This is a genomic window from Rhodococcus sp. D-6, from assembly GCF_040256695.1.
Lineage (GTDB): Bacteria > Actinomycetota > Actinomycetes > Mycobacteriales > Mycobacteriaceae > Rhodococcus > Rhodococcus pyridinivorans.
The window spans coordinates 233,719-259,514 of record NZ_CP132970.1; the positions used below are offsets into that span (position 1 = coordinate 233,719).

Consider the following 25,796-nt stretch of genomic DNA (forward strand, 5'->3'; position numbering starts at 1 on the left):
CGCTTCCGCAAGGAAAGTCGCACATTTCCTCCTCCTGATTCGGGCAGAGGCCTACGGTCAGGTCGAAGCAGCGCTGAGCGCGGGACGCGCGAACCGCTCGATCAGGTCGTGTTGCCCGACGAGACGATGTGCGGGGTGGCGATGCCGTGGCTGAACAGCGCCGAGATCAGGCCCGACGAACCACCGGCGAGGATGATCTCTTCGAGGATCGCGAGCATGTCGAGGGCGGTGCCGCCCGACCCGCCGTGCTCCTCTGCGACGGAGGCGCCGATCAGGCCCGCGTCGGCGGTCTTGCGATGCAGTTCGGGCGGGATCTCGCCGGCGCGCTCCCATTCGTCGAGGTGGGGGACGATCTCCTTGCGGGTGAAGTCGGCGACGAGTTGACGAAGTGCCTTCTGTTCGTCGGTGTCCCAGCGGATCACTTCGGTGGTGGTCATGCCTATTCGCCCTTCCAGACGGGTTCGCGCTTCTGTATGAAGGCCATGACGCCTTCGAGGGTGTCGGCGCTGGTGGTGAGACGTGCGAGGGCTTTGTCGGTGAGTTCCCAGGGCAGGTCCTCGGCGGGGACGTTGCCGTCGATGATGCCGCGGGCGACGGTCTTGCTGGCCTGCACGGCGAGCGGGGCGCCCTTCGCGATGTCGGCGGCGAGAGCGAGAGCGGTGTCGAGGACCTCGTCCTGTGGGACGACCCGGTTGACGAGGCCCCAGCGCAGCGCGTCGGCGGACGACATCGGCTTGCCCGTCAGGACGAGTTCCATCGCGACGGCGCGGGGGATGGCCTGGCCGATGCGGAACACGCCGCCGGCACCGGCGATCAGGCCGCGGTGCACCTCGGGCAGACCGAATTCGGCGGTTTCGGATGCGACGACGAGATCGCTCGCGAGGGCGAGTTCGGTGCCACCACCGAGCGCGGTGCCGTTGACCGCGGCGATGACGGGCTTGGAGATGTGGTGCTTGACGACACCGGCGAAGCCCCAGTGGGCGGTTTCGGGCGGGGTGACGCCGTCCGGTCCTTCGGTGCCGAGGGCCTCGAGGTCGGCGCCGCCGCAGAAGACGGCGCCGCCTGCGCCGGTGAGCACCACGACGCGCACGTCGCGGTCCTCTTCGGCGCGGTCCCAGGCCTCACCGAGTGCCTGGTGCACGTCGGCGTTGATGCTGTTGGCCGCCTTGGGGCGGTTGATGGTGACGAGCAGGACGTGCTCGCGCTTCTCGACGTGAACGACGGGTTCGCTCACGACCGGTACTCCTCGGGGCACAGGTGTTCGATGCGGGTGACGGTGAGAATGCCGCCGTCGTCGGTGACGTGGACGGTCTCGCCGACGATGTCGGCTCCGGCGGCGAGGACTGCGGCGCCGGTGGCGTCGGTCTGGCCGGAGACACGCCGGCCGTCGGGGGTGAGGCCGACGAGGAAACCGATCGACGGGTTGCCGTCGCGACCGAATTCGGCCGTGGCGGTGACGATCTGGACCTCGCCGCTGTAATCGGTGGCTGTCTCCGGCGCGGACGGCTCGAGCAGCACGTGCTCGGGGTCGCCGACGTAACCGTCGGTGTGCGGCGCGCAGCCGAGGACCACGACGTGCTGGTAGGTCAGGTAGCCACCGTTGCCGTGCACGAGGGCGAGCTCGCCGTCCTGGCGCAGCCGCTTGGCCACCGACACCACCGAGTGCAGCGTGTAGCTGTTGAGCGGGCCGCCGAAGAAGGAGTGGCCGCCGGTCACCGACGGGACGGTGTCGCGGGGGAGGCCGAGCTGCTCGATGAGCAGCTTCGGGACCACGGGGAAGCAGCTGTATGCGTCGATGATGTCGAAGTCGCCGGGACGCAGGTCGCTCGCCGACAGCGTGCGCCGCAGCGCATCGTCGAGTGCGGCGGAGCGTCCGAAGTCGCCGCGGGCGAGCACGTCCGAGGGCTCGGTCGCGCCGGCGCCGCCCCACACGTAGAGCAGGTGGTCGTCGGGGACACCGAATTCGCGGGCCACGGCGAGCGAGGTGACGACCACGGCAGCGGCCTGGTCGACGAACGGCATCGCGTTGACCATCAGCGGGTACGGGTCGGTGACGAGGCGGTTCTTGCCGGCGATGGTGCGGATGTCGTCGGCGGTGCGGCGCTCGGGGTTCCAGGACGCCGGGTTCTCGGCGGCGAACTCGGAGAAGGCGGCGTACAGCGTCGCCGACCAGTCGAGCGACTTCTCGCGCGAGTGCCCGAGATCGTGGCTGAGCCGGTTCTCGAACAGCGGGTAGACCCGCGTGGGGACGATCATCCCGGCGCGCTGCATCGCGGGGCTGCCGAGGTCCTTGTTGCTGATAGGCGCGGGGCCGCCCGGGGCGGTGGTCCATCCCAGCGTGACCGGATCCGTTCCGGCCTTGTACGAGTTGGTCGCCGAGGCCTGCGCCTCGCCGCCGACGAGCAGCGCGACGGTGCTGGTGCCCGCGGCGATGTCGTGGCCGATGCGATCGAGCAGGGCCGCCGGCCAGTGGCCGCCGATCGGCGTGGTCGACGTGTGCTCGGGCGTCGCGCCGAGACGTTCGGCGAGCAGGCCCGGCAGGTCGTCGTAGTTCCAGCTCGCGGTCTTGATCGCGTGGATGGTGTCGATCCGCGTGGCGAGATCGGCGCCGGAGTCGGCGATCGCGGCGAGGGTGGCCTCGTGGATGAGGTCGAGCGGTTCACGCGGGTCGGCGGGCGCACCGGCACGGCCGGAGCGCAGGTCGCCGACGCCGATCACGACGGGAACCCGAGTGGGGTCGGTCATGGCGTTCCTTCGGTCTGCTCTTGGGGGGAGGAGGACGCCGCCAGCTTAATGCGGACGATTTCAGTCTGTAAATCGAGGAGTGGTCTGGCACACTTTCCCGACGTGACCGAAGCACCCGCACCGCGCCGCCGCGGACGCCCCCGCGACGCCGACCTGGAGGACCGCGTGTTCGACGCCGTGCTCGAGGTGTACTCCGAGACGAGCTGGCGTGGTTTCACGCTCGACGCGGTCGGACGACGCGCGCGGGTGGGGCGCGCCGCCCTCTACCGCCGGTGGTCGAGCAAGGACGACCTGCTGGTCCAGGCCCTCGAAGCGCGCAGCCCGCTGCCCGTGCCCATCGACACCGGCGCGCTCCGATCCGATCTCGTCGAACTCGCCCGGCAGCTGTTGCGCGGTTACCGGACCACCCCCGGCCTGGTGAGCCTGCGCGTCGCGCTCGACGCCCGTGCCAACCCCGAACTGCTCGCCCGGCTGATCCACACCCTCAACCGCAGCCGCGTGCTCGCGGCGCGCACGATCGTGCACCGCGCCGTCGAGCGCGGCGAACTCCCCGCCGACACCTCGGCGACGCTGCTGCTCGAAATGGTCACCGGCACCGTGCTCAGTCATGCCCTCTTCGCGTTGGCCACCCCGGATCAGAACGTAGACGACGACTACGCCGAACTCGTCGTCGACGCGACCATCCGCGCGCTGCGTCGTCCCGAGTCGTGACCGGCACGCCCTCCCGTGACCGAATCGCGATCGAATGCTGCCTGGTAACAGTGTGATTCCGGCCGTCTGCGCCGGTCGTCCGGGCTAGCCTGGAATGCGAATACTCGCAGGGGGGCGCCAATGGGAGGCCGACGATGGATGTGCAGGCGGTAGCGGAGATCACGCGGCTCAAATACCGTTATGCGCGAGCGCTCGACACGAAGGACTGGGACGAGCTGGCGAACACCCTCACCCCCGACGCACACGCCGTCTACGGGGAGCATCTCGTTTTCGACTCACGCGACGCCTTCATAGGTTTCCTCGAGAACACGCTGGGAACGCGCTTGATCACGGAGCACACCTGTTCCCATCCCGAGATCGACATCGCCGACGACGGCCGCAGCGCCACCGGGGTGTGGTTGCTGTCCGACACCGTGATCATCCCCGAGGACGGGATGATGTTGCGCGGCTCGGCCTACTATCACGATCGGTACAGCCTCGGCGACGACGGATGCTGGCGGATCAGCCGCACCGGATATCAACGCAACTGGGAGACGGTCACATGCATGGGCGACTCGCCTTCGGTCCGGTTGACGACCAATCGATGGGCGCTGCTGCAGCAACCGAAAGCGTCCTGAGCGGGAACGACGAGATGGTCTCGGAGGGTTCCGGCGATTTTCCCCGTCCGGGGGCGCTGCCCTATCTGACGGTGCCGCGGGCCCACGAGGCGATCGAGTGGTACACCCGGGTCTTCGGAGCCTCGCTGACCGCCGAACCGGTCGTCATGGACGACGGTCGCGTCGGGCACGCCGAACTGCGGTTCCCCAGCGGAATGATCTATCTCGCAGACGAATTCCCCGAACTCGGACTCACGGCGCCGCAGGAGGGGGCGGTCTCGGTGAGCCTGATGCTCGAGGTGGCCGACACCGACACCGTGCTCACCCGCGCCCGTCTGGCCGGCGGTTCGGTCGAGAGGTGGATCAACGAGGCCCACGGTCATCGCAACGCCACCCTGCTCGACCCCTTCGGGCATCGCTGGATGCTCGTCGGCCCCCTGACCGGCAAGCTGCCGCCACCTCGGGAGTGAGCTCCCGAATCGGTACCATGCGGCGATGAGTGAGATCGCGCGTCGCAGTGAGTTTCCCGATACCCGCGGCTGGATCCGGGCCCTGCCCACCCTCACGGCGTCCGCGCCGCCGTTCGCACCGGCCGCGACGCCGCAGGAGACCTTCCTCCGCTGGCTCACCGAGGCGGCCGAGGCCGGCGTCGCCGAGCCGCACGCAGCGACCCTGTCGACCGTCGACCCGTCCGGGACGCCCGACGCGCGCATGCTGCTGATCAAGGACGTCACCGACGACGGCTGGTGGTTCTCCGGCGACGACCGTTCCCCGAAGGGCCGCCAGCTCGACGCGACACCGGCCGCCGCGCTCACCGTGTACTGGCGCGAACTCGGCCGGCAGGTACGCGTGCGCGGACCCGTCCTGGCCGGCCCACCCGAGGTGTGTGCCCGCGACTTCCGGGAACGATCGGTCTTCGCCCGTGCCGTCGCATCCACGGGACACCAGAGCGAGGTCCTCACCGATTCCGCCGAGTACGACGACCTCGTACGGGAACGCCTGACCGCGCTCGAACACGATCCGGACCTCGTCTCGCCGCACTGGACGGCGTGGTGCGTCGCCGCTGAGGCCGTGGAGTTCTGGCAGGCGGATCCCGGCCGGCGGCACCTGCGGTATCGCTACCGGCGTGCGGGGGACCGGTGGGTCACCGAGGAACTTCATCCGTGACGTGTCGCGTGGCCGGGACGAGTCGCCCGCGACCGGTAGGCTCCCGCCCGTGAACGAGTCCTTCATCCGCACACGCGTCGCCAACGGAGTCGGCGAAGTGCAACTCGACCGTCCCGGTGCGCTCAACGCGCTCGACCGGTCGATGATCCGCGACATCCGCTCGTCGCTTCTCGCCTGGCGCGACGACCCGGCCGTCACGGCCGTGCTCGTCACCAGCACGTCCGACCGCGCGTTCTGCGCCGGTGGCGACGTCAAGCCGGTGCGCGAGCTGGCCCTCGAGGGGCGCTTCGACACCGTCCGCGAGTACTTCGCCGACGAGTACCGCCTCGACGAGCTGGTCGCCACCTACCCGAAGCCGTATCTCGCGGTCCTCGACGGCGTCACGATGGGCGGTGGGCTCGGTATCTCGGTGCACGGCGCGGTGCGCGTCACCACCGAGAAGACCACGATGGCCATGCCCGAGACGGCCATCGGGTTCGTTCCCGACATCGGGTCGAGCCACTTCCTCCCGCGCCTGCGCGGCACCACCGCGCGGTGCGATGCGGTGGGGATGTATCTCGGACTCACCGGCGCCCGCATCGATGCCGGCGACGCGCTGGCCGTCGGCCTGGCCACGCATTACGTGCCCAGTGCCCGCATCGACGACTTCGCCGACCGCATCCGCGCCGGGCAGTGGCGCGACGCCCTCGACGAGTTCGTCGAACCGACCCCCGAATCCTCCCTGGCGCAGCGTTTCCCCGACATCGAGACGGTGTTCGGCGACGGTACGGTGCTCGACATGGTGACCCGCCTCGACAGCCTCGCCGACATCGACGCCGAGTGGGCCGAGCAGACTCGCACGGCCCTGCGGTCGTTGTCGCCGACGAGCGTGTGGGCCACGGCCGAACTGATGCGACGCGGTGCCGAGAGCACGCTCGAGGAATGCTTCGCCCGCGAACTCGACGTCGCCGTGCGCGTCGCCGCGACGCCGGACTTCATCGAAGGTGTGCGCGCCGTGCTCGTCGACAAGACCCGCGACCCGCAGTGGTCGCCCGCGACGCTCGAGGACGTCGATCCGGCGGCGATCGCCGCACTGTTCGGCGACGGATAACCCGCGACCTGCCCGTCTCTACCGGGCGTGACCTCTACCGGGCGTGACGCTGCGGTACCTGCAGGTCGACGACGATCGGCTGCCCACCGAGGGTCGCGTGGATCTCGGGCTTCTCGAGTCCACCGGCCAGCAGGTACTCGCCGAGCAGCGTGAGCAGTTCATCGTTGTCCGCTATCGGGTCGCCGTGCGATCCGGTGCTACGCGGGTCGCCGTGCGATCCGGTGCTACGCGGGTCGCCGTGCGCTCCGGTGCTGCGGGAGTCGCGGGAGGTCAGTTCGTTCTGTGCGAGTCGCGCGGCGATACGCACCGACGCCACGCCCATCGAATTGCGCCGTGACGGGACCGGACCCGGTGCGGTGATCGTGCCCAGGCTCTCGGTGGCCGTCGGGGTCGTCGTGGTGGTGGCGGGCCCACTCGCGGAGCCGTTCGTGCCGGTGCTGCTCACCAGGGTCGTTCCTTCCTCGGAATTGCCGGCGCCCACCCCGCCGGCCGGGTCACCTTCGAGCGACGATGCATCCCCCACGCTCATGCGGTGTGTTCCGGGATCCGGCGTGCTCGTCAGCGGGGTACTGCTCGGAAGAGGAGTGCTCGGCAGCGGGTAGACGAAGGTGCCCGAGCGCTTCGCGCGTCCGGATCGCCTGCTCGTATCCGCCGTCCCACCGGACGACAGGTCCTCACCGGCTGCGGCCGGTACGTCGTCGTTCATCGACACAACTCCTGATTCCACCCGAATACGTCGGATCGACGAAAGGGAAAGTATCAGTAAAATCCGCTGGACGCACTACCCGTCCGGCGTCGCCGGGACGCTCAGTCGGTCGCCGCGACCAACGGTTCGAGAGTCAGCTCCGGCAACTCCTTGAGGATGTACTGCAGCCGCCACTTGTCGCTGACGAGAGCGAGGAGCACGCCGTCCGACCGGGTGAACACCTCGACGCCGCGCTGGCGGTTCAGTTCGTCGGCCGAAGCCGCATCGGTGCGACGCGCGAGCGAGTAGCCGAGATGCTCGATCTTCGGGTCGACGTTGTACTCGGCCTTCATCCGCGCCGCGACCACCTCGAACTGCATCGGACCCACGGCCGCCATCACCGGCGACGCGTCGCCGCGGACGTCGTTGCGGAGGATCTGCACGACGCCCTCGGAATCGAGCTGGTCCACGGCCTTGCGGAACTGCTTGTACTTCGAGGCGCTCTCGGCCCGCAGGATCGCGAAGTGCTCGGGCGCGAACGACGGAATGGGCGGGAACTCCACCTTCTTGTCGACGTAGAGGGTATGCCCCGGCGCCAGCGCGGTGGCGTTGACCAGGCCGACGACGTCGCCGGGATAGGCGTTCTCCACCGTGGAACGTTCGCGGCCGAAGACCGTCAGCGCGTACTTGGTGGCGAAGGGCTTACCGGTCTGCGCGTGCGTGACGACCATGCCGCGCTCGAACACACCCGAGACGACACGCATGAACGCGAGCCGGTCGCGGTGGGCGGTGTCCATGCCGGCCTGCACCTTGAACACGACGGCGCTGAACGGATCGTCGACCTCGCGAGCGGTCTCGTCGATGGCGAGACGGGCACGCGGTGGCGGTGCGAGCGTGACCAAGGTGTCGAGGATCTGCCGCACACCGAAGTTGAGCATCGCCGACGCGAAGATCACCGGCGAGGTCTGCCCGGCGAGGAACAATTCCTGATCGTGATCCTGGCCGTTGGACGACAGCAGTTCGGACTCCTCGGCGGCCTCGACCCAGGTGTCGCCCTCGAGGGCGAGCGCCTCGGCGGGGGACAGATGCTCCTCGGGCGCGATCTTGGCGCCACCGGCCGTGCGGGTGAACTTGATGTACTCGGCCGCGTCTCCGTCCTCGCCGCGACGCAGCAGACCGCGGAAGTCGCCGGCGATGCCCACGGGCCAGAACAGGGGAGTCGGCATCAGGCCGATGCGCTCGTCGATCTCGTCGAGCAGTTCCAGCGGCGTCCGGCCCGGTCGGTCCCACTTGTTGATGACGGTGACCACGGGGATGCCTCGGTGGCGGCACACCTGGAACAGCTTCAGGGTCTGCGGCTCGAGACCCTTCGCCGCGTCGATGAGCATGACGGCGGCGTCGACGGCGGTGAGGACGCGGTAGGTGTCCTCCGAGAAGTCGGAGTGACCGGGGGTGTCGACGAGATTGACGACGTTGACGACCTCGTCGTCGGTGCCCGCGACGTCCGAGCGGGTGTAGTTGAACTGCAGGGCCGTGGAGCTGACGGAGATGCCGCGGGCCTTCTCCATCTCCATCCAGTCGGAGACCGTCGACTTGCGGCCGGCCTTGCCGTGGACCGCGCCGGCCTCGGAGATGACCTTCGCGTGCAGGGCGAGCGCCTCGGTGAGCGTCGACTTACCGGCGTCGGGGTGGGAGATGACGGCGAAGGTGCGTCTGCGCTCGGCTTCGGCTCTGACCTCCTTCGCGGCCCCGGGCTTCGCTGTGCCGGAGGACTGCGCAGGCTCCGTCGTGCCGGTGGATTGACTGTCGGCCGAAGCGTGCGGGGTGCTCAACGGGAAAAACCTCTCGAAGGGGGCAGGGAGTAGGGGCGCTATCGCCGCCAACTCGTCCATGTTACTCGGCGATTCGGTGTCGATTTCCGCCAGATTCGATCACGTTTCCCCGAGGCCGCCCCATACCGACCACTCGACGGCGCACGCTGATGTGCAACTACCGGATCTTGATCGAGGTCGTGCACCACCGGACGAGGAGCGGGTCGTGAGCAGGTTCACCGAGGAGATGTACGCGACGGCGGAGTCGGACACCGGGGCTCTGGTCACCGGCGAACCGGATACGCCGTTGCGGCAGAACTGGGGAGAGATCCACCGGCAGGCCCGCCGCATGGCCGGCGCACTGGCCGCGGCGGGTATCGGACCCGGCGACGCGGTGGGTGTCCTCGCAGGACAACCGGTGGACATCGCACCGGTCTGCCAGGCCGTGTGGATGCGCGGCGGAAGCGTGACGATGCTGCACCAGCCCACGCCGCGCACCGACCTGCAGATGTGGTCGCGCGACACCGAGGTGGTCCTGCGGATGATCGACGCCCGCGCCGTCGTGCTCGGCGCACCCTTCGAGATCGCGGAGCCGCTGCTGCGCGAGCGGGGCATCTCCGTCGTCACCGTGGAGCGGATGCGGGAGGGGAGGCCCGTCGATCCCGTCGACACGGCGGAGTCCGACATCGTGCTCCAGCAGCTGACGTCCGGGTCCACCGGCTCGCCGAAGGCGGTGCGGATCACGCACGGCAACTTCTACGCCAACGCGACGGCGATGATGGACCGCGTCAAGTTCTCGCTCGACGACGACGTCATGATCAGCTGGCTGCCGCTGTTCCACGACATGGGCATGGTGGCCTTCCTCAGCGTCCCCATGCAGGTGGGCGCCGAGGTCGTGTCGGTCACGCCGCTGGACTTCCTGCGCTCTCCGATCCTGTGGGCGGAGCTGATCAGCAAGTACCACGGAACGCTCACCGCAGCACCGAATTTCGCGTACTCGTTGCTGGCCCGGAAGTTGTCGCAGGCGCCGGACGGCGCGCTCGACCTGTCGTCGATGCGCTGGATGTGGAACGGCGCCGAGCCGGTCGATCCCGACACGATGGAGGCCCTCGCGGAGGCCGGGGAGCGCTTCGGTCTCGACCCGTCCGCCCTCGCGCCCTCCTACGGGATGGCCGAGACCACGCTCGCGGTGTCGGTCCCCGATCCGGGACGCGGGATGGTGCTCGACGTGGTGGACCCCGACCTGCTCGAGGCCGGCGGGATGGCCGTGCCGACCAACCGCACCCACACGCGCCGCATGCCCACCCTCGGCCGTCTCGTGGCCGGTCTCGAGGGCCGGGTCGTCGGCCGTGACGGACAGGTGCTGCCACCCCGCGGCGTGGGCATCATCCAGTTGCGCGGCGAGGCCGTCACGCATGGCTATCTCACCGTGGACGGACCCGTACCCGCGCAGGACGCCGACGGCTGGCTCGACACCGGCGACGTGGGTTACTTCACCGAGGAAGGTCTCGTCGTGGTGTGCGGCCGGGTGAAGGACGTCATCATCATGGGCGGCCGCAACATTTATCCCACCGACATCGAGCGAGCGGCGGGGACCGTCGACGGGGTGCGTCCCGGCAACGCCGTCGCCATCCGGCTCGACGCGGGGGACAAGCGCGAATCGTTCGCGGTGGCCGTGGAGACCAAACTCTTCGACCACCCCGACGAGGTGCGCCGCATCGAACACGACGTCGTGCACGCGGTGGTCGCCGAGGTGGGCGTGCGGCCCCGCACGGTCGCGGTACTCGGTCCCGGCAGCATCCCGAAGACCTCCTCGGGCAAGCTGCGTCGCGGCACCTCGCTGGCACTGCTGACGCGGGCCTGACCACCGCGCCACGCGACGCCGCTGCGACCGCGCCGGCCTCGGCGGAGGCGGGCGGTCAGTGGATGCGGTTCTGGGCGCCCTCGAGGCCGAGCCTCAGCAGCAGTTCGACGGCGTCGGCGCCTTCCTCGCACCACACGTCGAGTTCCTTGCGTTCGGTCGCCGAGAACGGCTTGAGCACGAAGTCGGCGGGATCCTGGCGGCCGGGAGGGCGGCCGATGCCCATCCGGACCCGCAGGTAGTCCTTGGTGCCGAGCGCCGACGAGGTCGACCGCAGGCCGTTGTGCCCGTTCTCGCCACCGCCGAGCTTGAGCCGAATCGTGCCGAAGTCCAGGTCGAGTTCGTCGTGTAGGACGATCACGTTCGAGGGATCGACCGAGAAGAACTTGGCCAGGGAGGCGACCGGACCGCCGGACAGGTTCATGTAGGTGCGCGGCTTCGCGATGATCACCTGCCGCCCGTCGAGCCGGGCCTGCACGATGTCGGCGTTGCTGCGCTTGTGCGCGGAGAACTTGCCGCCGACGCGTCCGGCCAGCACGTCGGCCACCATGAATCCGATGTTGTGCCGGGTGTTCTCGTACTTCGGGCCGGGGTTGCCGAGACCGACCACGAGCGCGGCGTCGTCGCCCACGAACTGATCCTTCCGTGCATTCGAACGACGTGCGGCGCGCCACCCCGAAGGGATGACGCGCCGCACGAGTGACTTCACAGGGAGCCGGTGAAGGCTCAGGCCTCCTCGGAGGCCTCTTCTGCGGTCTCTTCGCCCTCGGCGCCTTCCAGGGCGTCGGCGGAGGGAGCCTCGACGATGTTCACGAGCAGCAGCTCGGGATCGTCCTGCAGGGTCGCGCCGGCGGGCAGCTCGACGCCACCGGCCAGGATCTGGGTGCCGGCCTCGGCGCCCTCGATCGAGACGGTGATCTCCTCGGGGATGTTCAGGGCGTCGGCCTCGAGCTTGATCGTGTTGACCTCGTTGACCACCAGCGTGCCGGAGCCGGCCTCACCGGAGAGGACGACGGGCACCTCGACGGTGACCTTCTCGCCCTTCTTCACGACGAGCAGGTCGGCGTGCTCGATGTAGCGACGGATGGGGTGGACGACGACCGACTTGGTCAGCGCGAGCTGATCCTCGCCGTCGACGTCGAGGGTGAGGATGGCGTTGGTGCCGTGGTTACGCAGCACGGCTGCGAACTCGAGGTCGGGGAGGGCGAGGTGCCGGGGCTCGGTGCCGTGGCCGTAGAGGACGGCGGGGACCTGGCCGGCGCGACGGGCGCGGCGTGCGGCACCCTTGCCGAACTCGGTGCGGACGCTGGCTACGAGACGATTCTCGTCGGACATGATGTGACGGCTCCTACGCTGGTGGCACTTGGTGGTCGGGTGTTCTCGAACGAACGGATCCGACACGTGCGACCGGGGAGCACATTGCTTCCGTCGCAGCCGCGTCGATCACGGTGATCCAGCGATATTGCGGTTCACCCTCGCCGAGACAACTCGAACCACTTTACCGGACGACGTCGATCAGGGACAAACAGCCCTGTCGTCGACGCGCGTGAGCTTCACGACCGGGCGATGTCGTGCACCGAGGCGAGGAACCTGTCGACGTCGGCGGGGGAGACGAAGTAGTGCGGCGACGCCCGCACCACCGACTGCAGGTCGCGCGAGGTCATGTCCAGCAGCGTCGAACTGCGGCTGCTGACCGTGACCGTCACGGACCGCTCGGCCAGGGCGTCGCGGACCTCCCGCGGGTCGCGGCCGTCCACGGTGAACGAGACGATGCCGCTGCGCTGCTCGCCGAGGTCGGTGACGGTGACGCCGTCGATGCCCGCGAGCCCCTCGCGCACGTGCCCGGCCCGGTAGGCCACCGCCTCGGCCACGGCGTCGACACCCAGATCGAGGAGATAGTCCACGGCCGCGCCGAGCCCGAGCCGGGCCGCCACTCCGGCCTCCCACATCTCGAAGCGGGTGGCGTCCGGAGCGAGTTCGTAGCTGTCGGCCGAGGTCCACGAGGCGCTGTGCAGGTCGAGAACGGCCGGTTCGAGTTCGCTCACCAGGCGCGGCCGCACGTAGAGGAAACCGGTGCCGCGCGGCCCGCGGAGCCACTTGCGCCCGGTGCCCGACAGCGCGTCGACATCGAGTTCGGGCACGCTCACCGGCAGCTGCCCCACCGACTGGCACGCGTCGAGCAGCACGAGCGCCCCGACCGCGTGCGCGGCGTCGGCGATCTCCCGCACCGGGTTGACCAGCCCGCCGTTGGTGGGGGCGTGCACGACGGACACCAGCCGCACCCGTTCGTCGAGCATCCCCTCGAGCGCCTCGACGTCGACGCGGCCGGACGGATCGGACGGAACGACCTCGACGGTGGCGCCGGTCGCCCGCGCGCGCTGCAGCGCGGCGATCGCGTTCGCGGCGTATTCGGCCTGCGAGATCAGGATGCGGTCGCCGGGTCGCAGCGGCACCGCGTAGAAGAAGGACGTCCACGCCCGCGAGGCGCCGTCGGACAGCGCGAGGGAGGTCTCCGGCACGTCGAACAGGCGGCCGAGCGAGGTCTTCACGGCCGTCAGGTCGTCGAGCCGTTCGTCGGCCGCCACGTACCCGCCGATCTCGGCCTCGCGGCGCAGGTGCGCGAGCATCGTCTCGAGCACCGGTGCCGGGGGCAGCGACGAGCCGGCGCTGTCGAGGAAGACCCGGTCGAAGCATCCCGGTGTGTCGCGTCGGGCCGCCTGGAGGTCCAGCACGGGCCGCTCACCTCCTCCGTCGTCCGTATCGTCGGGGTCGAGCCTGCCCGGTGGAGTGCGTTCGCGCACGCACCGGTGCGTTATCCGCGCGTCGTGTCCCCCGGCGGGTTAGTCTCGACCGCAGACCTGGCGCACCGGCCGAGGGGGTGGACGAATGGCAATGGCAGTCGATGCCGCAGCCTCCCGTGCCCGCAAGGAACTCGGCTCCCGAGCAGCAGCGGAGGACCACGTCCGCAGCAGGGCATTCCGGCTGGGAATCCCCAGGCTGATCGGGGTCGAGCTCGAATGGCTCACCGCGCGGGCCGACGGCACCGAATCGCGTCCCGAACTCACGAGGCTCGTCGAGGCCCTCGGGCCCCACGCGCCGCGCACGGTGGCGCCGTCGTCGTCGGCCCGTCCCCTGCCGTCGGGCAGCGCGGTCAGCGTCGAGCCGGGTGGTCAGATCGAGCTGTCGAGCGTGCCGTGCACTTCGGCACGGCAGGTGTGCGATCGGCTCACGGCCGACCTCCGCATGCTCCGGGCGTTGCTGGCCCGCCGGTCGGTGACCATGCTCGACCGCGCCGCCGACGAGGTGCGACCTCCCCACCGTCTGCTGCGCACCCCGCGCTACGGAGCGATGGAACTCCGCTACGACCGGATCGGCCCGATGGGCCGGTTGATGATGAACAGCACTGCGTCCATACAGGTTTCCGTCGACGCGGGACGCGACGAGGCAGAGGTGGTGCAGCGCTGGGAGTTGCTCCACGCCATCGGCCCGGCGATGATCGCGGCCTTCGCGTGCTCGCCCCGGCTGCGAGGTGCTCCGGAGGGCGACTGGGCGTCGCAGCGGATGCGCACGTGGCTCGAACTCGATCCCGCCCTCGGTCACGTCGACCATCCCGCCGACTACCCCGCATGGGTGCTCGACGCACCGCTGACCTGCGTGCGTTCGGAAATGCCCGAATGGTACGCACCGCCCGGCGCCACCTTCGCGGCGTGGCTCGCGGGCGAGCTCGACGCCGACATCCACCGTCGACCCACCATCGACGACCTCGACTACCACATGACGACGCTGTTCCCGCCTGTTCGTCCGTGCGGGCATCTCGAGGTGCGTTATCTCGACGCCCAGCCGGCCGAGTCGTGGCAGGTGCCCGTCGCGGCTCTCGAGGCGTTGCTGTCGGCGCCCGAGGTCTCCGCGGAGGCGTGCGCGATCGCCGCGCCGGTGCGCGACCAGTGGTCCGAGGCGGCCCGCGTCGGTCTCGCCTCGCTCGAATTGCGTGCTGCCGCAGCGGGTTTGCTCTCGCTCGCGGCGGAGTCCTCCCGCGACATGCGGTTCACCGCGGCGCTCGACGCGGCCGCGGCACGGTGCCTGCGCGGTCTGGCGCCGGGTGAGGAGGTGCGGTGACACCTGCTCGTGTTGCGCTCAGGCGGCACCTCGAGCGGGCGCGTGCCCGCACCGAGGTACTCGCCTCCGTGCCGGAACAGGATCTCACCGCACAACATTCGCCGTTGATGAGCCCGCTGGTGTGGGATCTCGCGCACATCGCCAACCAGGAGGAGCGCTGGCTCGTGCGGGTCGCGGGCAGGCGCCCTGCGGTTCGCGGCGACATCGACGATCTCTACGACGCGTTCCGGCATCCCCGCGCGACCCGCACGGGGCTGCCGCTGCTCGACCCCGACGCCGCCCGCCGTTACGCGCGTGCCGTCCGCGAGCTCACCTGGGATGTGCTCGAAGACAGTGCATTCGACGACGATCTGACCCGCGAGGGCTTCGTCTTCGCGATGGTCGCGCAGCACGAACAGCAGCACGGCGAGACGATGCTCGCGACGCACCAGTTACGGCAGGGTCCACCCTTGCTCGACGCGCCGGAAGCGCCGCGCACCGGAACCGTCCGCGACACCGAACGTGTCCGGATCCCCGCCGGTGCATTCGAGATGGGCACGTCCACCGATCCGTGGGCCCTCGACAACGAGCGCCCGGCACACGTCGTCGAGGTGCCGGAGTTCGAACTCGACGCGGTGCCCGTCACCAACCGCCGTTACCTCGGGTTCGTCGAGGACGGCGGGTACGAGCGGCCCGAACTGTGGAGCGAGGCAGGTTGGCAGCACCGCCTCGACGCCCGTCTCGAGGCCCCGCAGTTCTGGAGTCGCGACGAAACCGGATGGAGCCGAACGGCCTTCGGCCGCACGATGCCGCTGCACCCGGACGAGCCGGTCGTGCACGTGTGCTTCCACGAGGCGGAGGCGTTCGCCCGCTGGGCCGGTGGACGTCTTCCGACCGAGGCCGAATGGGAGAAGGCGGCACGCTGGGATCCGGCCACCGGGCTCAGCCGCCGATTCCCGTGGGGCGACGAGGATCCCGGTCCCGACCACGCGAATCTCGGTCAGCGTCATCTCGGTCCCGCCGTCGTCGGCGCGTATCCGCAGGGAGCGTCACCGCTCGGGGTGCACCAGCTGATCGGCGACGTCTGGGAGTGGACGTCCACACCGTTCACCGGTTATCCGGGCTTCCGCGCGTTCCCGTACCGCGAGTACTCGGAGGTCTTCTTCGGCGACGGACACCGGGTTCTGCGCGGAGGCTCGTTCGGAACCGACGAGGTCGCGTGCCGCGGAACCTTCCGCAACTGGGATCTGCCGATCCGCCGTCAGATCTTCTCCGGGCTCCGCGTCGCGTACGGGACGGGCGATGTGTAGACATCTGGCGTACATCGGGCCGGAGACGAACGTCGCGGCACTGCTGTCCACCGGAACCAACTCGCTGCTCCGCCAGTCGTGGGCGCCCACCGACATGCGTGGGGGAGGCACGATCAACGCCGACGGATTCGGTGTCGGATGGTGGAGTGCCGAGGGCATCTTCGGGCGCTACCGGTCGGCGTTGCCGATCTGGTCCGATCCCTTCGTCGGTGAAGGCTTGACATCGATACGGTCGCGCACCGTCGTCGCCGCGACCCGCTCGGCCACCGAGGGGATGCCCGTCGAACGGTCGGCGGCCGCGCCCTTCTCCGACGGCCGGTGGGCGTTCAGTCTCAACGGTGTCGTCCGGGGCTGGCCGGGATCGCTCGTCACCCTCGCCGGCGCGCTTCCCGTCGCCGAACTGCTGCAGCTCGAATCACCGACCGATGCTGCCACGCTGTGGCTCCTGCTCCAGTCGCGCCTGCGCTCGGCCGATCCCGAGCCGGCGCTGATCTCACTCGTCCACGACGTGCTGGAACTCGCACCGGAATCACGGTTGAACATGTTGCTGTGCAACGAATCCGGGATCTGGGCCACCGCCTGGTACCACTCGCTGTGGACGTTCGTCGACGAGCAGGTCGCGATCGTGGCGTCCGAACCGTTCGACGACGACAGCCGCTGGAAACCCGTACCCGACCGGCATCTCGTCGCCGCGATGCCGGGCAAACTCATCGTCTCACCACTGGAGGTCGGTTCACCGTGATCGTCGACGTGCATCTGCGCCCCGAGGACCTCGACGCCAAACTGCGCGAGGACGCACGGCGCGGACTCACGTCCGATCCCAAGTACCTGTCGCCGACCTGGCTGTACGACGCGCGGGGCAGCGAACTGTTCGACGAGATCACGCGACTGCCCGAGTACTATCCGACACGCACCGAATTCGCACTGCTGCGACAGCACGCCGCCGACTTCGCCGATGCCGCCCGCCCCGAGATGCTCGTCGAACTCGGCTCCGGGTCGTCCGAGAAGACGCACGTGCTGCTCGACGCCCTCGAACCGTATCTCCACACCTACGTGCCGCAGGACGTCTCCGAACCGGCGTTGCGGTCGGCCGTCACCCGGCTGGCGGCGGAGTATCCGAACCTGACGGTGCACGGGGTTGTCGGCGACTTCACCGATTCGCTCACGCATCTGCCGGCCGGCGGGAAACGCGCGATCGCGTTCCTCGGCGGCACGATCGGCAATCTCGTCCCGAGCGAACGCGCACAGTTCCTCGCCGGGACGGCCGCGATCCTCCATCCCGGCGAGTGGCTGCTCCTCGGCGCCGGTCTCGTCATCGACCGCGACACCCTGATCGCCGCCTACGACGACGCGGCCGGCGTGACGGCGGAGTTCGACCGGAACGTCCTGCGGGTGCTCAACGACCGGCTCGGCGCCGACTTCGATCCCGCCCGGTTCGTGCACCGCGCCGTCTGGGACCCGGAGAACGAGTGGATCGAGATGCGCCTCGAGGCGACCGAGGCGATGGACGTGACGATCCCGGGCCTCGACCTGCAGATCTCCTTCGCCGAGGGTGAGCAGATCCGGACCGAGATCTCCGCGAAGTTCCGCCTCGTCGGAATCTCGCAGGAACTCGCCGACGCGGGATTCGTGGTCCGGCACGAATGGGTGGATCCGGACGGACGGTTCGTCCTGCTCGCCGCATCCCGGGAGTAGTCCTCGAAAGGCGGCCGACGAGCCGATTCGACTTCCGCCGCGCCCACACGGGACGCTGGAGGACATGGCGTCCTCCCGTCCCGTCCTGACGACCCCGGTCCTGTTGCTCATGGCCGTGGCGACGGGTCTGTGCGTGGGTGGCAACTACTTCAACCAACCGCTGCTCGACTCGATCGCCGAAGCACTGGACACCTCCCGATCGGCCGCCGCCTCCACCGTGACGGTCGCGCAGGTCGCCTATGCTCTCGGCCTGCTGTTCCTCGTGCCGCTCGGCGACATGTTCCCGCAGCGGCGGCTGGCGGTGATGCTCATGCTGGCCGCGGCGGCGGGGCAGGGGCTGAGCGGATTCGCGCCGAACATCGGGGTGCTCGTGGTGGGCACCGCTGTCGCCGGTCTGTTCTCGGTGGCCGCGCAGGTGCTGGTGCCGTTCGCGGCGACCCTCGCGACGCCGGAATCGAGGGGTCGCGCGGTCGGCACCGTGATGAGCGGGCTGCTCGTCGGGATCCTCGTGGCCCGGAGCGTCGCGGGCATCCTCGCCGAACTCGGCGACAGCTGGACGACGGTCTACCGGGTGAGCGCGGTCGCGATGGTGATCGTGGCGCTCGCGTTGTGGCGGGTGCTGCCGGCGACGCCACCGGTGGTCCGTCAGGGTTACGGAAGCACGCTGCGATCACTCGGGACGTTGATCGTCACGCATCCTCGCCTGCGCACCCGGACCCTGCTCGGCGGGCTGGGTTTCGCCTCGGTGGGCGCGCTGTTCTCGACGATGGCGTTCCTGCTGTCCGACCCGCCCTTCGGCCTCGACGACCTGCAGATCGGGCTCGTCGGGCTGGCCGGGGTGGCCGGTGCGTTCGCCGCGACCGCGGCGGGCCGGCTCGTCGACCGCGGTTACGGACCGCCGACCACGGCGGTGGGAGTGTTCACGCTGATCGCGTCGTGGGCGGCGCTCGCGGCGGGTGCGAGCTCGCTGGTGTGGTTCGTCGTCGGGATGCTCGTCGTCGACCTCGCGCTCAACCTCGTGCACATCACCAACCAGAACATCGTGTACGCCCTCGACCCCGACGCCCGCTCGCGCGTCAATTCCGTCTACATGACGGGCTACTTCATCGGTGCGGCGTCCGGTTCGGCGCTCGGCACGATGGCGTGGAGCGCCGGCGGGTGGACCGCGGTGTGTGTGCTCGGTGTCGGACTGGCGGCGCTCGCGGGTGTCGTGTGGGCGCTCGATCTTCGGCTCACCGCCCGGATGCGTGCGCGTTCGGCTACAGCGACCGGCGGACCGGCAGCAGCCTGAGATCGCGCGCCCGGCCGATGGCTTCCACCCGCGTGTGCACGCCGAGCTTGCGGTAGATGCTGCGCAACTGGGTCTTGATCGTGTTGTGCGAGACGAACAACTTCTTCGCGATGTCGGCGTGCGTCGATCCCAGCGCCAGCAACTCCAGCACGTCTGTCTCCCGCCGGGACAGTTCGACATGGGTGACCGGTTCGGTGAAGACGGACCCGATCGCCTCGTCCGGGACGGTGAGACCGCCGGGCTCCGCGAGACGCCCGGCGACACCCTCGGCCAGAGTGGTGAAGGCGCGGCGGTTGCCGAGGGCCTCGGCGAGCGTGCAGGCCCGCTGCCAGCTGCGGACCGCGGCGTCCTTCTTGTCGAGATCGAGGTGGGCGCTCGCCTCGATGAGCAACGCCTCGACATGTGCGCGCGGGAAGCCGCACTCCGTCCACGGAACACGCTTGAGCTTCTTGAGCGCGATCTCCGGATGACCGGTGAACAGTTCGACACGCGCGTTCGTCACCACGAGCATCGGATGGGTCTGCGGCGACTCCTCGGCGAGGGCGCGCGCGAGGTTGCCGTTGCCGAGCGCCAGCTGCAGGTCGATCTCGGCGGCCCCGAGCAGGATGCGCGAGAACGCGCCGCGGTCGAACAGATCATGGTGTGAAGCGATGAGCCGGTGCAGTTCGGTGAGTCCGTCGTAGGCGTTGCCCGCCGCCAGGTTGTAGTAGGCCCGGCCGTAGGCGACGAATCCCCAGAGTTCCTCCGAAACCCGCGGGACACCGAGCTCGTCGAGATATCCAACGGCACGGTCGAGCTCGAGCGAGTCGAGGTGGACGAGCGCGGACGCCACGCGACCACCCACCTTGACCATCTCGCCCCAGCGACCCTCGGTGGGCTCGGCGTTGCTCTCGATGCGCAGCCATTCCCGGGCGCGCGGATTGTCGCCCGTCACCGCCCAGTTCAGCGCCGAGCTGCCCGCGGCGTTCTGGATGACGAAGGCGATGTTCACGGCGTACGCACCGCGGTAGGCGCGGCGGAAGACGGTGGTGGACTCGGTCAGATATCCGGCGAGCTGGAGCGTGATCGCCCACTGCACGCGCAGCAGCGGCAGTTGCGGACCGAGATCGTCGGGCCGGTGTTCGAGGATCGAATCGACGAGCGGACGCAATAGCAGCGTCAACCGCGCGGCCTCACCGAATTCGCCCGAGACCCGCAGGGTCAGGGTCTGCACCGTCGCGACGTAGAGGGCCTGCGCGGCGCCGGGTGTCTTCCCGAGCTCGGTGAGTTCGTCGGGATCCGCGGGCAGGGAGGCGTGCAGGATCGAATGTTCGTCGAGCATCTGTGTGAACAGCGCGCGACCTGCCTGGACCGACGGATGGTCGCCGAGCTCCTGGTCGGGGATCTGCCGGAGCACCTTGACGAGAACGTCGAAGGAACTGTCGACCATGCGCGCCCAGGATTCCTCGACGATCGCCACGGCGGTCTCCCAGTCGCCGGCCTCGACGGCATAGATCGACGCCTCGGCGGGCCTGCCGGCGTCGCGATGGGCCCGGGCGAGTTCGACGAGCAGGGCGTCGACACGTCCGGGTTGCTCTCGGCGGGAGATGTCGAGCACGCACGAGCGGACGGCGTCGGGCCACCGCCACGTCCGGGGATCGTCGAAGGGCGAATCCGTCAGGAGGCCGGCCGCGGCGAGCGTCGCGAGTGCGGCCTCGGGGTCCGCCGCGCCCGTCAGTTCGGCCGCCCGCTCGGCGGTGACGCTGTGGGCAGCGGCGACCGAGAACGCGAACTCGCGGTGCGCGTCGTCGAGTTCGTCGAGCCGGCTCTCCACATACGTCCGCACGAGGCGGGCCAAGGCCGGGGTCGGCAGTCCACGGGAGTCGATCAGGCGCTGGGGCCGGCTCCGGGCGACGGCCGCGGCCGCCGAGACCAGGGTGGGCACACCACCGAGCACGCGACACACGACCTCGCACTCGCTGTCGGAGCGCTCCGGTCCGGCGTCACACAGCAGTGTCGCCGTCTCCTCGATGGTGAACGCGAGATCGGCCGCCGGGACGTACGTGGAGTCGATCCCGCGGAGGACGACCTCGGTCATGTCGGTGCTGTTTCCCGGCAGGCAGACGATCGCATCGAGCAGGGGGCACCGGTCGAGCAGCCGAAGGGTTGCTTCGAGCACCTCGGCCGAGTTCTGCGGCGACACACAGGCGAGCACGAGCAGGCAGGGCGACCCCAGATCGCGGAAGGTACGGACCACGCGCTCGAACGGGGAATCGTCGGGACCGCCGCCGGCGACCTCGACGGCCGGGTGATCGGCGAGGACCGCGAGCACATGCTCGGGCAGGTCGCCGTCGCCGGACGCCGTGAGTTCGGGAACCCAGACGATCGTGTGGTCGGGTGCGCCGCCCCGATGGAGCCATCCCGCGACGAGCGTCCGCTTGCCGAAACCCGGGGGAGCGTCGATCACCGTCAGCGTGGAGCACCGGTCGAGACACGCGAACAATCGGGGTCGCGCCAGAGCCGAGGACAAGGAACGCCACGCGGGTGCACCGACGCGAGGGGAGTCGGAAACACTCACGCGCACTCCTTCGGAAGGCTTCAGCCCGGATCTGCACAGGCGGGAAGGCCCGAGCAGTGCCCCCGACAGGCTCTTGGTCGATCACAGACTACCTGGTCCGTTGTCGTGAGGTGCGGTAACGACAACCGTCGTGACGTGCGGTAACGACGGCAGCCCCGGCACCGGACCGTCGAGCGGACTCGACGGAGCGGGACGGGGCTGCGGTGGTGTGAGCCGGCGACTAGCTGCCGGATGCGCTCAGACGTGCCTTCTCGAGTGCGGCGAGGGTGCGCAGGATCGTCGCCTTCTGCTTCTCCAGATCGCTGCGGCGGGCGCGGGCGGCGAGGCCGTTCTGCTCGGCGACGAGCGCGAGCTGCGCGTCGATCGCGGAGAGCTGATCGAGCAGCGCGAGGGCCCGGGTCTGGATCTCCTCGACGTCCACGGCGCCCGTCCGGACCGGAGCCGCGGACTTCGCCGGCTTGGCCGAAGCGGACGAGCTGCGGGTCGCGGAGGCCGGACGCGTCGACGTCTGCGCGGAGGAACCGGTGTGGCCCTCCGTGATCGCGGCGGCGCGGGGACGCAAGGCCTTGCGCACGAGCGCCGGGTCGGGCTGCTCGGCGAGACGGATGTCGTTGAGGGCGCGGCGGGCCTCGCGGGCGGCGAGGCGGTGCTCGTATTCCTCCTCGTCGTCGGACTGCAGGGTGCCGCCGATGGGGCGCAGGCCGTACATGCCCATGAACTTGCGGGCCTCGTCGATGACGGCTTCGTGCTTACGGCATGTGGCACAGCGAGGTTCGTTGCGGAAGACCTCGACAGAGTCGGTGTCGCCGCACCAGACGCACGCACCCGGCGACCATCGTCGGACCGTTCGGATTGTCGCGTTTTCCGTAGGGGCTTCGAGAGTTTGCGCGTCGGTCACGAGGTGCCACTTTAGGTGAAAGCCGAGTTACGCAGGGGAGGGGGGTCTCGCACGACCTGCGACGATTTCACGCGGCGTGACGAAGATCATCCCCGTCCCGGCGCGTCCTTCAAACCATTGCGCCACACAGCATTTCCATACCACCCGGTCTGCCGGATCACGTTGTGGTAGCAGCGGTGAGCCAGCGCACCAGCGGCCGGAACTCACGCCACGCCGAACGCACCTCCTCGAGGGTGCGCGGACTGTCGATCCACGGCGGGGAGATCTCGGTGCGACCGGCCCACAGCGACCGGTGACGCATGAGTTCGATGCGGGGATGATCGACGTCCACGCCGCGCGGCCGGGACTTCAACCGGTCGCCGCCGATCTCGTATCCCGCGCGTTCGAGCTTGCGCACGATCCTCCCGAGCTCGGGGCCGCGACGGTCGTGATCGACCCCGGTCCGGTAACCGGCGATCTGATCGGACGAGCCGTGGAACAGGCCGGCGGCGACCCGCAATCCGGCGGCGTTGATCTCGACGTAGTAGCCGACGCTCTGCGCGACGGAGGCGAATCCGCCCTGGTGGGTCTTGTACGGCAGCTTGTCCTTGCTGAACCGCACGTCGCGGTACGGGCGGAAGGCCTTGCCCTCCCCGAACTCCTCCTCGAGTTCCGCAAGTAGGGCAAGCATCGGGCCGCGCACGCAGTCGTCGTAGACGGCCTTGTGCGCGGCCCAGAATGCTTTGCTGTTGTCGGCCTCGAGATCGTCGTAGAAGTCGAGGGCCGCGACGGGAAATCCGGTGAACACCCGGACAAGTCTGCCCCGTCGTCGAGCGGAAGGTCAGGCGACCCCGTTGAACAGCGAGGTGACCGAGCCGTTCTCGAAGACCTCGCGGATCGTCTGCGCGAGCAGCGGAGCGATCGACAGCACGGTGAGGCAGTCGAACTGCTTCTCCGGCGGGATCGGCAGCGTGTTGGTGACGATGACCTCCTTGGCGCCGCACGAAGCGAGGCGCTCGGCGGCCGGGTCGGAGAGCACACCGTGGGTGGCGGCGATGATGACGTCGCCCGCGCCGGCCTCCTTGAGGATCTTCACGGCGCCGGCGATGGTGCCACCGGTGTCGATCATGTCGTCGATCAGGATGCAGGTGCGGCCCTCGACCTCACCGACCACGCGGTTCGACTTGACCTGGTTGGGCACCAGCGGGTCGCGGGTCTTGTGGATGAACGCCAGCGGCGCGCCACCGAGGGTGTCGGCCCACTTCTCGGCCACCCGCACGCGACCGGAGTCGGGGGAGACCACGGCGATGTTCTCGACGCCGTACTTGCCGCGGATGTACTCGGCGAGCTGGCCCTGTGCGTGCATGTGGTCGACCGGACCGTCGAAGAAGCCCTGGATCTGATCGGTGTGCAGGTCGACCGTGATGATGCGGTCGGCGCCGGCGGTCTTGAGTAGATCGGCGATCAGGCGGGCGGAGATGGGCTCGCGGCCGCGGTGCTTCTTGTCCTGACGGGCGTAGGGGTAGAACGGCAGGATCGCGGTGATGCGCTTGGCCGAACCACGCTTGAGCGCGTCGATCATGATGAGCTGCTCCATGACCCACTGGTTCAGCGGGAACGGATGGCTCTGCAGCACGAAGGCATCCGAACCGCGCACCGACTCCTCGAAACGCACGAACGTCTCACCGTTCGCGAAGTCCCGTGCCGTCTGCGGGGTGAGGGGGACGCCCAGTTCCTTCGCGACCTGCTCTGCCAGCTCGGGATGGGCCCGGCCGGAGAAGAGCATCAAGTTCTTCTGGTTGTCGATCCAATTGGTCACTGGTTCTGGCCGTCCTTCTGGCGATCGTGGTCGTGCGGCTGCTGTGCTCTCGATGCTGCCTCGGCAGCGGGGGTACCGGCGCGATTTCGCTGGACCCACCCGTCAATATTGCGCTGTGGCGTACCCGACACCGCCAGCGCCCCCGGAGGAACGTCGCGACGGAGTACTGTTCCGGCGCCCGTGTAGGCGCCGTCGCCCACCGTGAGGGGAGCGACGAACATAGTGTCCGACCCGGTCCGGACATGCGATCCGACGACCGTACGGTACTTCTTCACCCCGTCGTAGTTGACGAACACGCTCGATGCCCCGATGTTGGAGTGCTCGCCGATCTCCGCGTCGCCGACATAAGTGAGGTGGGGGACCTTCGAATGCGCTCCGATCTGCGCGTTCTTCGTCTCGACGAAGGCACCGAGCTTGCCGCACGCGCCGAGTTCGGTGCCGGGGCGCAGGTAGGTGAACGGGCCGACGGTGGCCTCCGCGCCGATCACGGCGTCGGAGCCGTGGGTGCGCACCACGGTGGCGCCGGCGCCGACCTGCACGTCGGTCAGCGTCGTGTCGGGGCCGACCTCCGCGTCGTCGGCGATCACCGTGCGGCCGCGCAACTGCACACCCGGGTGGATGGTGACGTCGGCGCCGAGCACGACGTCGACGTCGATCCACGTCGAAGCCGGGTCGATCACCGTGACACCCTCGCGCATCCAGTGCTCGAGCAGGCGCCGGTTGAGTTCGGTGGTCAGTGCGGCGAGCTGGACGCGGTCGTTGACGCCGGAGACCTGCACCGCGTCGTCGGTGTGGAGTCCGCGGACGGTGTGGCCCTCGTTGCGGGCGATCTTCACGACGTCGGTCAGGTACAGCTCGCCCTGCGAGTTGTCGGCGCTCAGCTTGCCGAGCGCGGATCGCAGCGCGGCCGCGTCGAAGGCGTACACGCCCGTGTTGATCTCCTGGATCGCGCGCTGCGTCGGCGAGGCGTCCTTCTCCTCGACGATCCCGGCGACGTCGCCGTCGGTGGTGCGCACGATGCGTCCGTAGCCGGTCGGCTCGGACACCGTCGTGGTGAGGACGGTGACGGCGGCAGGTTCGGTGTCGAGGTGCGCGTCGAGCAGTTCCTGCAGGGTGTCGGAGCGGAGCAGCGGGACGTCGCCGGCGGTGACGACGACCGTGCCGTCGAAGTCGTCGGGGAGGGCACCGAGGCCGCACTCCACGGCGTGGCCGGTGCCGAGCTGTTCCTCCTGGACGGTCACCCGGATCTCGCGGTCGAGATCCGCGGCGACGGCGCTCACCTCGGCGGAGACCTCCTCGCGGCGGTGCCCGACGACGGTGACGAGATGGGCGGGTCCGAGTGCGGCGGCGGCGTACAGGGAGTGAGCGAGCATCGTGCGTCCACCGAGGGTGTGCAACACCTTCGGTGTCTTCGACCGCATCCTTGTTCCTGCTCCGGCTGCCAGCACGACGATCGCGGTCTGCACCTGCATGTAGCTCCCTCGAC

24 protein-coding genes are annotated in these 25,796 nt (G+C 69.5%); 11 read left to right on the forward strand and 13 right to left on the reverse strand.

Annotation, left to right across the window (positions count from 1 at the left end; all coding sequences use genetic code 11):
- Positions 1 to 101: 101 nt before the first annotated feature.
- From RBB84_RS01200 to RBB84_RS01210, 3 genes are read right to left on the reverse strand one after another with little or no spacing between them, the layout of a single operon-like run.
- Entirely contained in the window at positions 102 to 437 is a 336-nt protein-coding gene (locus RBB84_RS01200; protein WP_064255742.1) for an acyl-CoA dehydrogenase family protein, read from the reverse strand.
- A gap of 2 nt (positions 438 to 439) precedes the next feature.
- Positions 440 to 1,234, reverse strand: a complete 795-nt coding sequence (locus RBB84_RS01205; RefSeq protein ID WP_064255743.1) for an enoyl-CoA hydratase-related protein — start codon at positions 1,232 to 1,234, stop codon at positions 440 to 442.
- Entirely contained in the window at positions 1,231 to 2,745 is a 1,515-nt protein-coding gene (locus RBB84_RS01210) for an acetyl-CoA acetyltransferase (protein WP_024103218.1), read from the reverse strand. Before RBB84_RS01210 ends, RBB84_RS01205 begins: the two co-directional genes overlap by 4 nt.
- Positions 2,746 to 2,847: 102 nt before the next feature.
- Here RBB84_RS01210 and RBB84_RS01215 point away from each other — a divergent pair, with 102 nt between their 5' ends.
- From RBB84_RS01215 to RBB84_RS01235, 5 genes are all read left to right on the forward strand, one after another.
- Complete coding sequence (locus RBB84_RS01215; RefSeq protein WP_024103219.1) at positions 2,848 to 3,456, forward strand: TetR/AcrR family transcriptional regulator; 609 nt, start codon at positions 2,848 to 2,850, stop codon at positions 3,454 to 3,456.
- Positions 3,457 to 3,590: 134 nt separating this feature from the next.
- Positions 3,591 to 4,073, forward strand: a complete 483-nt coding sequence (locus RBB84_RS01220) for a nuclear transport factor 2 family protein (RefSeq protein ID WP_024103220.1) — start codon at positions 3,591 to 3,593, stop codon at positions 4,071 to 4,073.
- Positions 4,074 to 4,087: 14 nt separating this feature from the next.
- Positions 4,088 to 4,522, forward strand: a complete 435-nt coding sequence (locus RBB84_RS01225; RefSeq protein ID WP_024103221.1) for a VOC family protein — start codon at positions 4,088 to 4,090, stop codon at positions 4,520 to 4,522.
- 25 nt (positions 4,523 to 4,547) lie between these two features.
- A complete protein-coding gene (locus RBB84_RS01230; RefSeq protein ID WP_006553831.1) occupies positions 4,548 to 5,219 on the forward strand; it encodes a pyridoxal 5'-phosphate synthase in 672 nt (223 codons plus the stop codon).
- Positions 5,220 to 5,268: 49 nt separating this feature from the next.
- Positions 5,269 to 6,309, forward strand: coding sequence for an enoyl-CoA hydratase/isomerase family protein (locus RBB84_RS01235; RefSeq protein WP_019288763.1), 1,041 nt, complete (start codon positions 5,269 to 5,271; stop codon positions 6,307 to 6,309).
- Between the two features lie 34 nt (positions 6,310 to 6,343).
- Here the strand turns inward: RBB84_RS01235 and RBB84_RS01240 are convergent, their stop codons facing one another.
- Together RBB84_RS01240 and RBB84_RS01245 are read right to left on the reverse strand one after the other, a co-directional pair.
- Complete coding sequence (locus RBB84_RS01240; RefSeq protein ID WP_064060584.1) at positions 6,344 to 7,021, reverse strand: hypothetical protein; 678 nt, start codon at positions 7,019 to 7,021, stop codon at positions 6,344 to 6,346.
- A 95-nt stretch (positions 7,022 to 7,116) separates the two neighbouring features.
- Positions 7,117 to 8,826, reverse strand: a complete 1,710-nt coding sequence (locus RBB84_RS01245; protein WP_064060585.1) for a peptide chain release factor 3 — start codon at positions 8,824 to 8,826, stop codon at positions 7,117 to 7,119.
- A 205-nt stretch (positions 8,827 to 9,031) separates the two neighbouring features.
- Between RBB84_RS01245 and RBB84_RS01250 the strand changes: the two genes are divergently transcribed.
- Complete coding sequence (locus RBB84_RS01250) at positions 9,032 to 10,669, forward strand: fatty acyl-AMP ligase (RefSeq protein WP_006553835.1); 1,638 nt, start codon at positions 9,032 to 9,034, stop codon at positions 10,667 to 10,669.
- A 55-nt stretch (positions 10,670 to 10,724) separates the two neighbouring features.
- On the opposite strand, the gene pth is transcribed toward RBB84_RS01250, so the two are convergent.
- The 3 genes from pth to RBB84_RS01265 all read right to left on the reverse strand — a co-directional run bounded on the left by pth (position 10,725) and on the right by RBB84_RS01265 (position 13,398).
- Complete coding sequence (pth, locus tag RBB84_RS01255) at positions 10,725 to 11,297, reverse strand: aminoacyl-tRNA hydrolase (protein WP_006553836.1); 573 nt, start codon at positions 11,295 to 11,297, stop codon at positions 10,725 to 10,727.
- Positions 11,298 to 11,392: 95 nt separating this feature from the next.
- Positions 11,393 to 12,001, reverse strand: coding sequence for a 50S ribosomal protein L25/general stress protein Ctc (locus RBB84_RS01260; protein ID WP_006553837.1), 609 nt, complete (start codon positions 11,999 to 12,001; stop codon positions 11,393 to 11,395).
- A gap of 218 nt (positions 12,002 to 12,219) precedes the next feature.
- On the reverse strand, positions 12,220 to 13,398 hold the full coding sequence (locus tag RBB84_RS01265) for an aminotransferase class V-fold PLP-dependent enzyme (protein ID WP_006553838.1): 1,179 nt from the start codon (positions 13,396 to 13,398) through the stop codon (positions 12,220 to 12,222).
- Positions 13,399 to 13,552: 154 nt separating this feature from the next.
- Between RBB84_RS01265 and egtA the strand changes: the two genes are divergently transcribed.
- From egtA to RBB84_RS01290, 5 genes are all read left to right on the forward strand, one after another.
- Positions 13,553 to 14,782 carry an ergothioneine biosynthesis glutamate--cysteine ligase EgtA gene (gene egtA, locus RBB84_RS01270; RefSeq protein ID WP_024103226.1) on the forward strand — a complete coding sequence of 410 codons (1,230 nt, stop codon included), beginning with the start codon at positions 13,553 to 13,555 and terminating at the stop codon, positions 14,780 to 14,782.
- Positions 14,779 to 16,071, forward strand: a complete 1,293-nt coding sequence (egtB, locus tag RBB84_RS01275) for an ergothioneine biosynthesis protein EgtB (RefSeq protein WP_039584572.1) — start codon at positions 14,779 to 14,781, stop codon at positions 16,069 to 16,071. Before egtA ends, egtB begins: the two co-directional genes overlap by 4 nt.
- On the forward strand, positions 16,064 to 16,813 hold the full coding sequence (egtC, locus tag RBB84_RS01280) for an ergothioneine biosynthesis protein EgtC (protein ID WP_064255744.1): 750 nt from the start codon (positions 16,064 to 16,066) through the stop codon (positions 16,811 to 16,813). Before egtB ends, egtC begins: the two co-directional genes overlap by 8 nt.
- The gene (egtD, locus tag RBB84_RS01285; RefSeq protein WP_006553842.1) at positions 16,810 to 17,766 is read left to right on the forward strand and encodes an L-histidine N(alpha)-methyltransferase; all 957 of its coding nucleotides are present in this window, start codon (positions 16,810 to 16,812) and stop codon (positions 17,764 to 17,766) included. The genes egtC and egtD overlap by 4 nt, the downstream gene beginning before the upstream one ends.
- 64 nt (positions 17,767 to 17,830) lie before the next feature.
- A complete protein-coding gene (locus tag RBB84_RS01290) occupies positions 17,831 to 19,057 on the forward strand; it encodes an MFS transporter (RefSeq protein ID WP_019288756.1) in 1,227 nt (408 codons plus the stop codon).
- Here RBB84_RS01290 and RBB84_RS01295 read toward each other — a convergent pair.
- The 5 genes from RBB84_RS01295 to glmU form a co-directional block, all read right to left on the reverse strand.
- Positions 19,026 to 21,614, reverse strand: a complete 2,589-nt coding sequence (locus tag RBB84_RS01295) for a LuxR C-terminal-related transcriptional regulator (protein WP_064255800.1) — start codon at positions 21,612 to 21,614, stop codon at positions 19,026 to 19,028. The two genes, RBB84_RS01290 and RBB84_RS01295, sit on opposite strands and share 32 nt — an antisense overlap.
- 220 nt (positions 21,615 to 21,834) lie before the next feature.
- Positions 21,835 to 22,512, reverse strand: coding sequence for a hypothetical protein (locus RBB84_RS01300; protein ID WP_006553845.1), 678 nt, complete (start codon positions 22,510 to 22,512; stop codon positions 21,835 to 21,837).
- A gap of 157 nt (positions 22,513 to 22,669) precedes the next feature.
- Positions 22,670 to 23,299: a DUF2461 domain-containing protein gene (locus RBB84_RS01305; RefSeq protein ID WP_006553846.1), complete on the reverse strand. Its 630-nt coding sequence runs from the start codon at positions 23,297 to 23,299 to the stop codon at positions 22,670 to 22,672.
- A 33-nt stretch (positions 23,300 to 23,332) separates the two neighbouring features.
- On the reverse strand, positions 23,333 to 24,277 hold the full coding sequence (locus RBB84_RS01310) for a ribose-phosphate diphosphokinase (RefSeq protein ID WP_052227218.1): 945 nt from the start codon (positions 24,275 to 24,277) through the stop codon (positions 23,333 to 23,335).
- Between the two features lie 29 nt (positions 24,278 to 24,306).
- Complete coding sequence (gene glmU, locus RBB84_RS01315) at positions 24,307 to 25,782, reverse strand: bifunctional UDP-N-acetylglucosamine diphosphorylase/glucosamine-1-phosphate N-acetyltransferase GlmU (protein WP_064255745.1); 1,476 nt, start codon at positions 25,780 to 25,782, stop codon at positions 24,307 to 24,309.
- Positions 25,783 to 25,796: the final 14 nt, after the last annotated feature.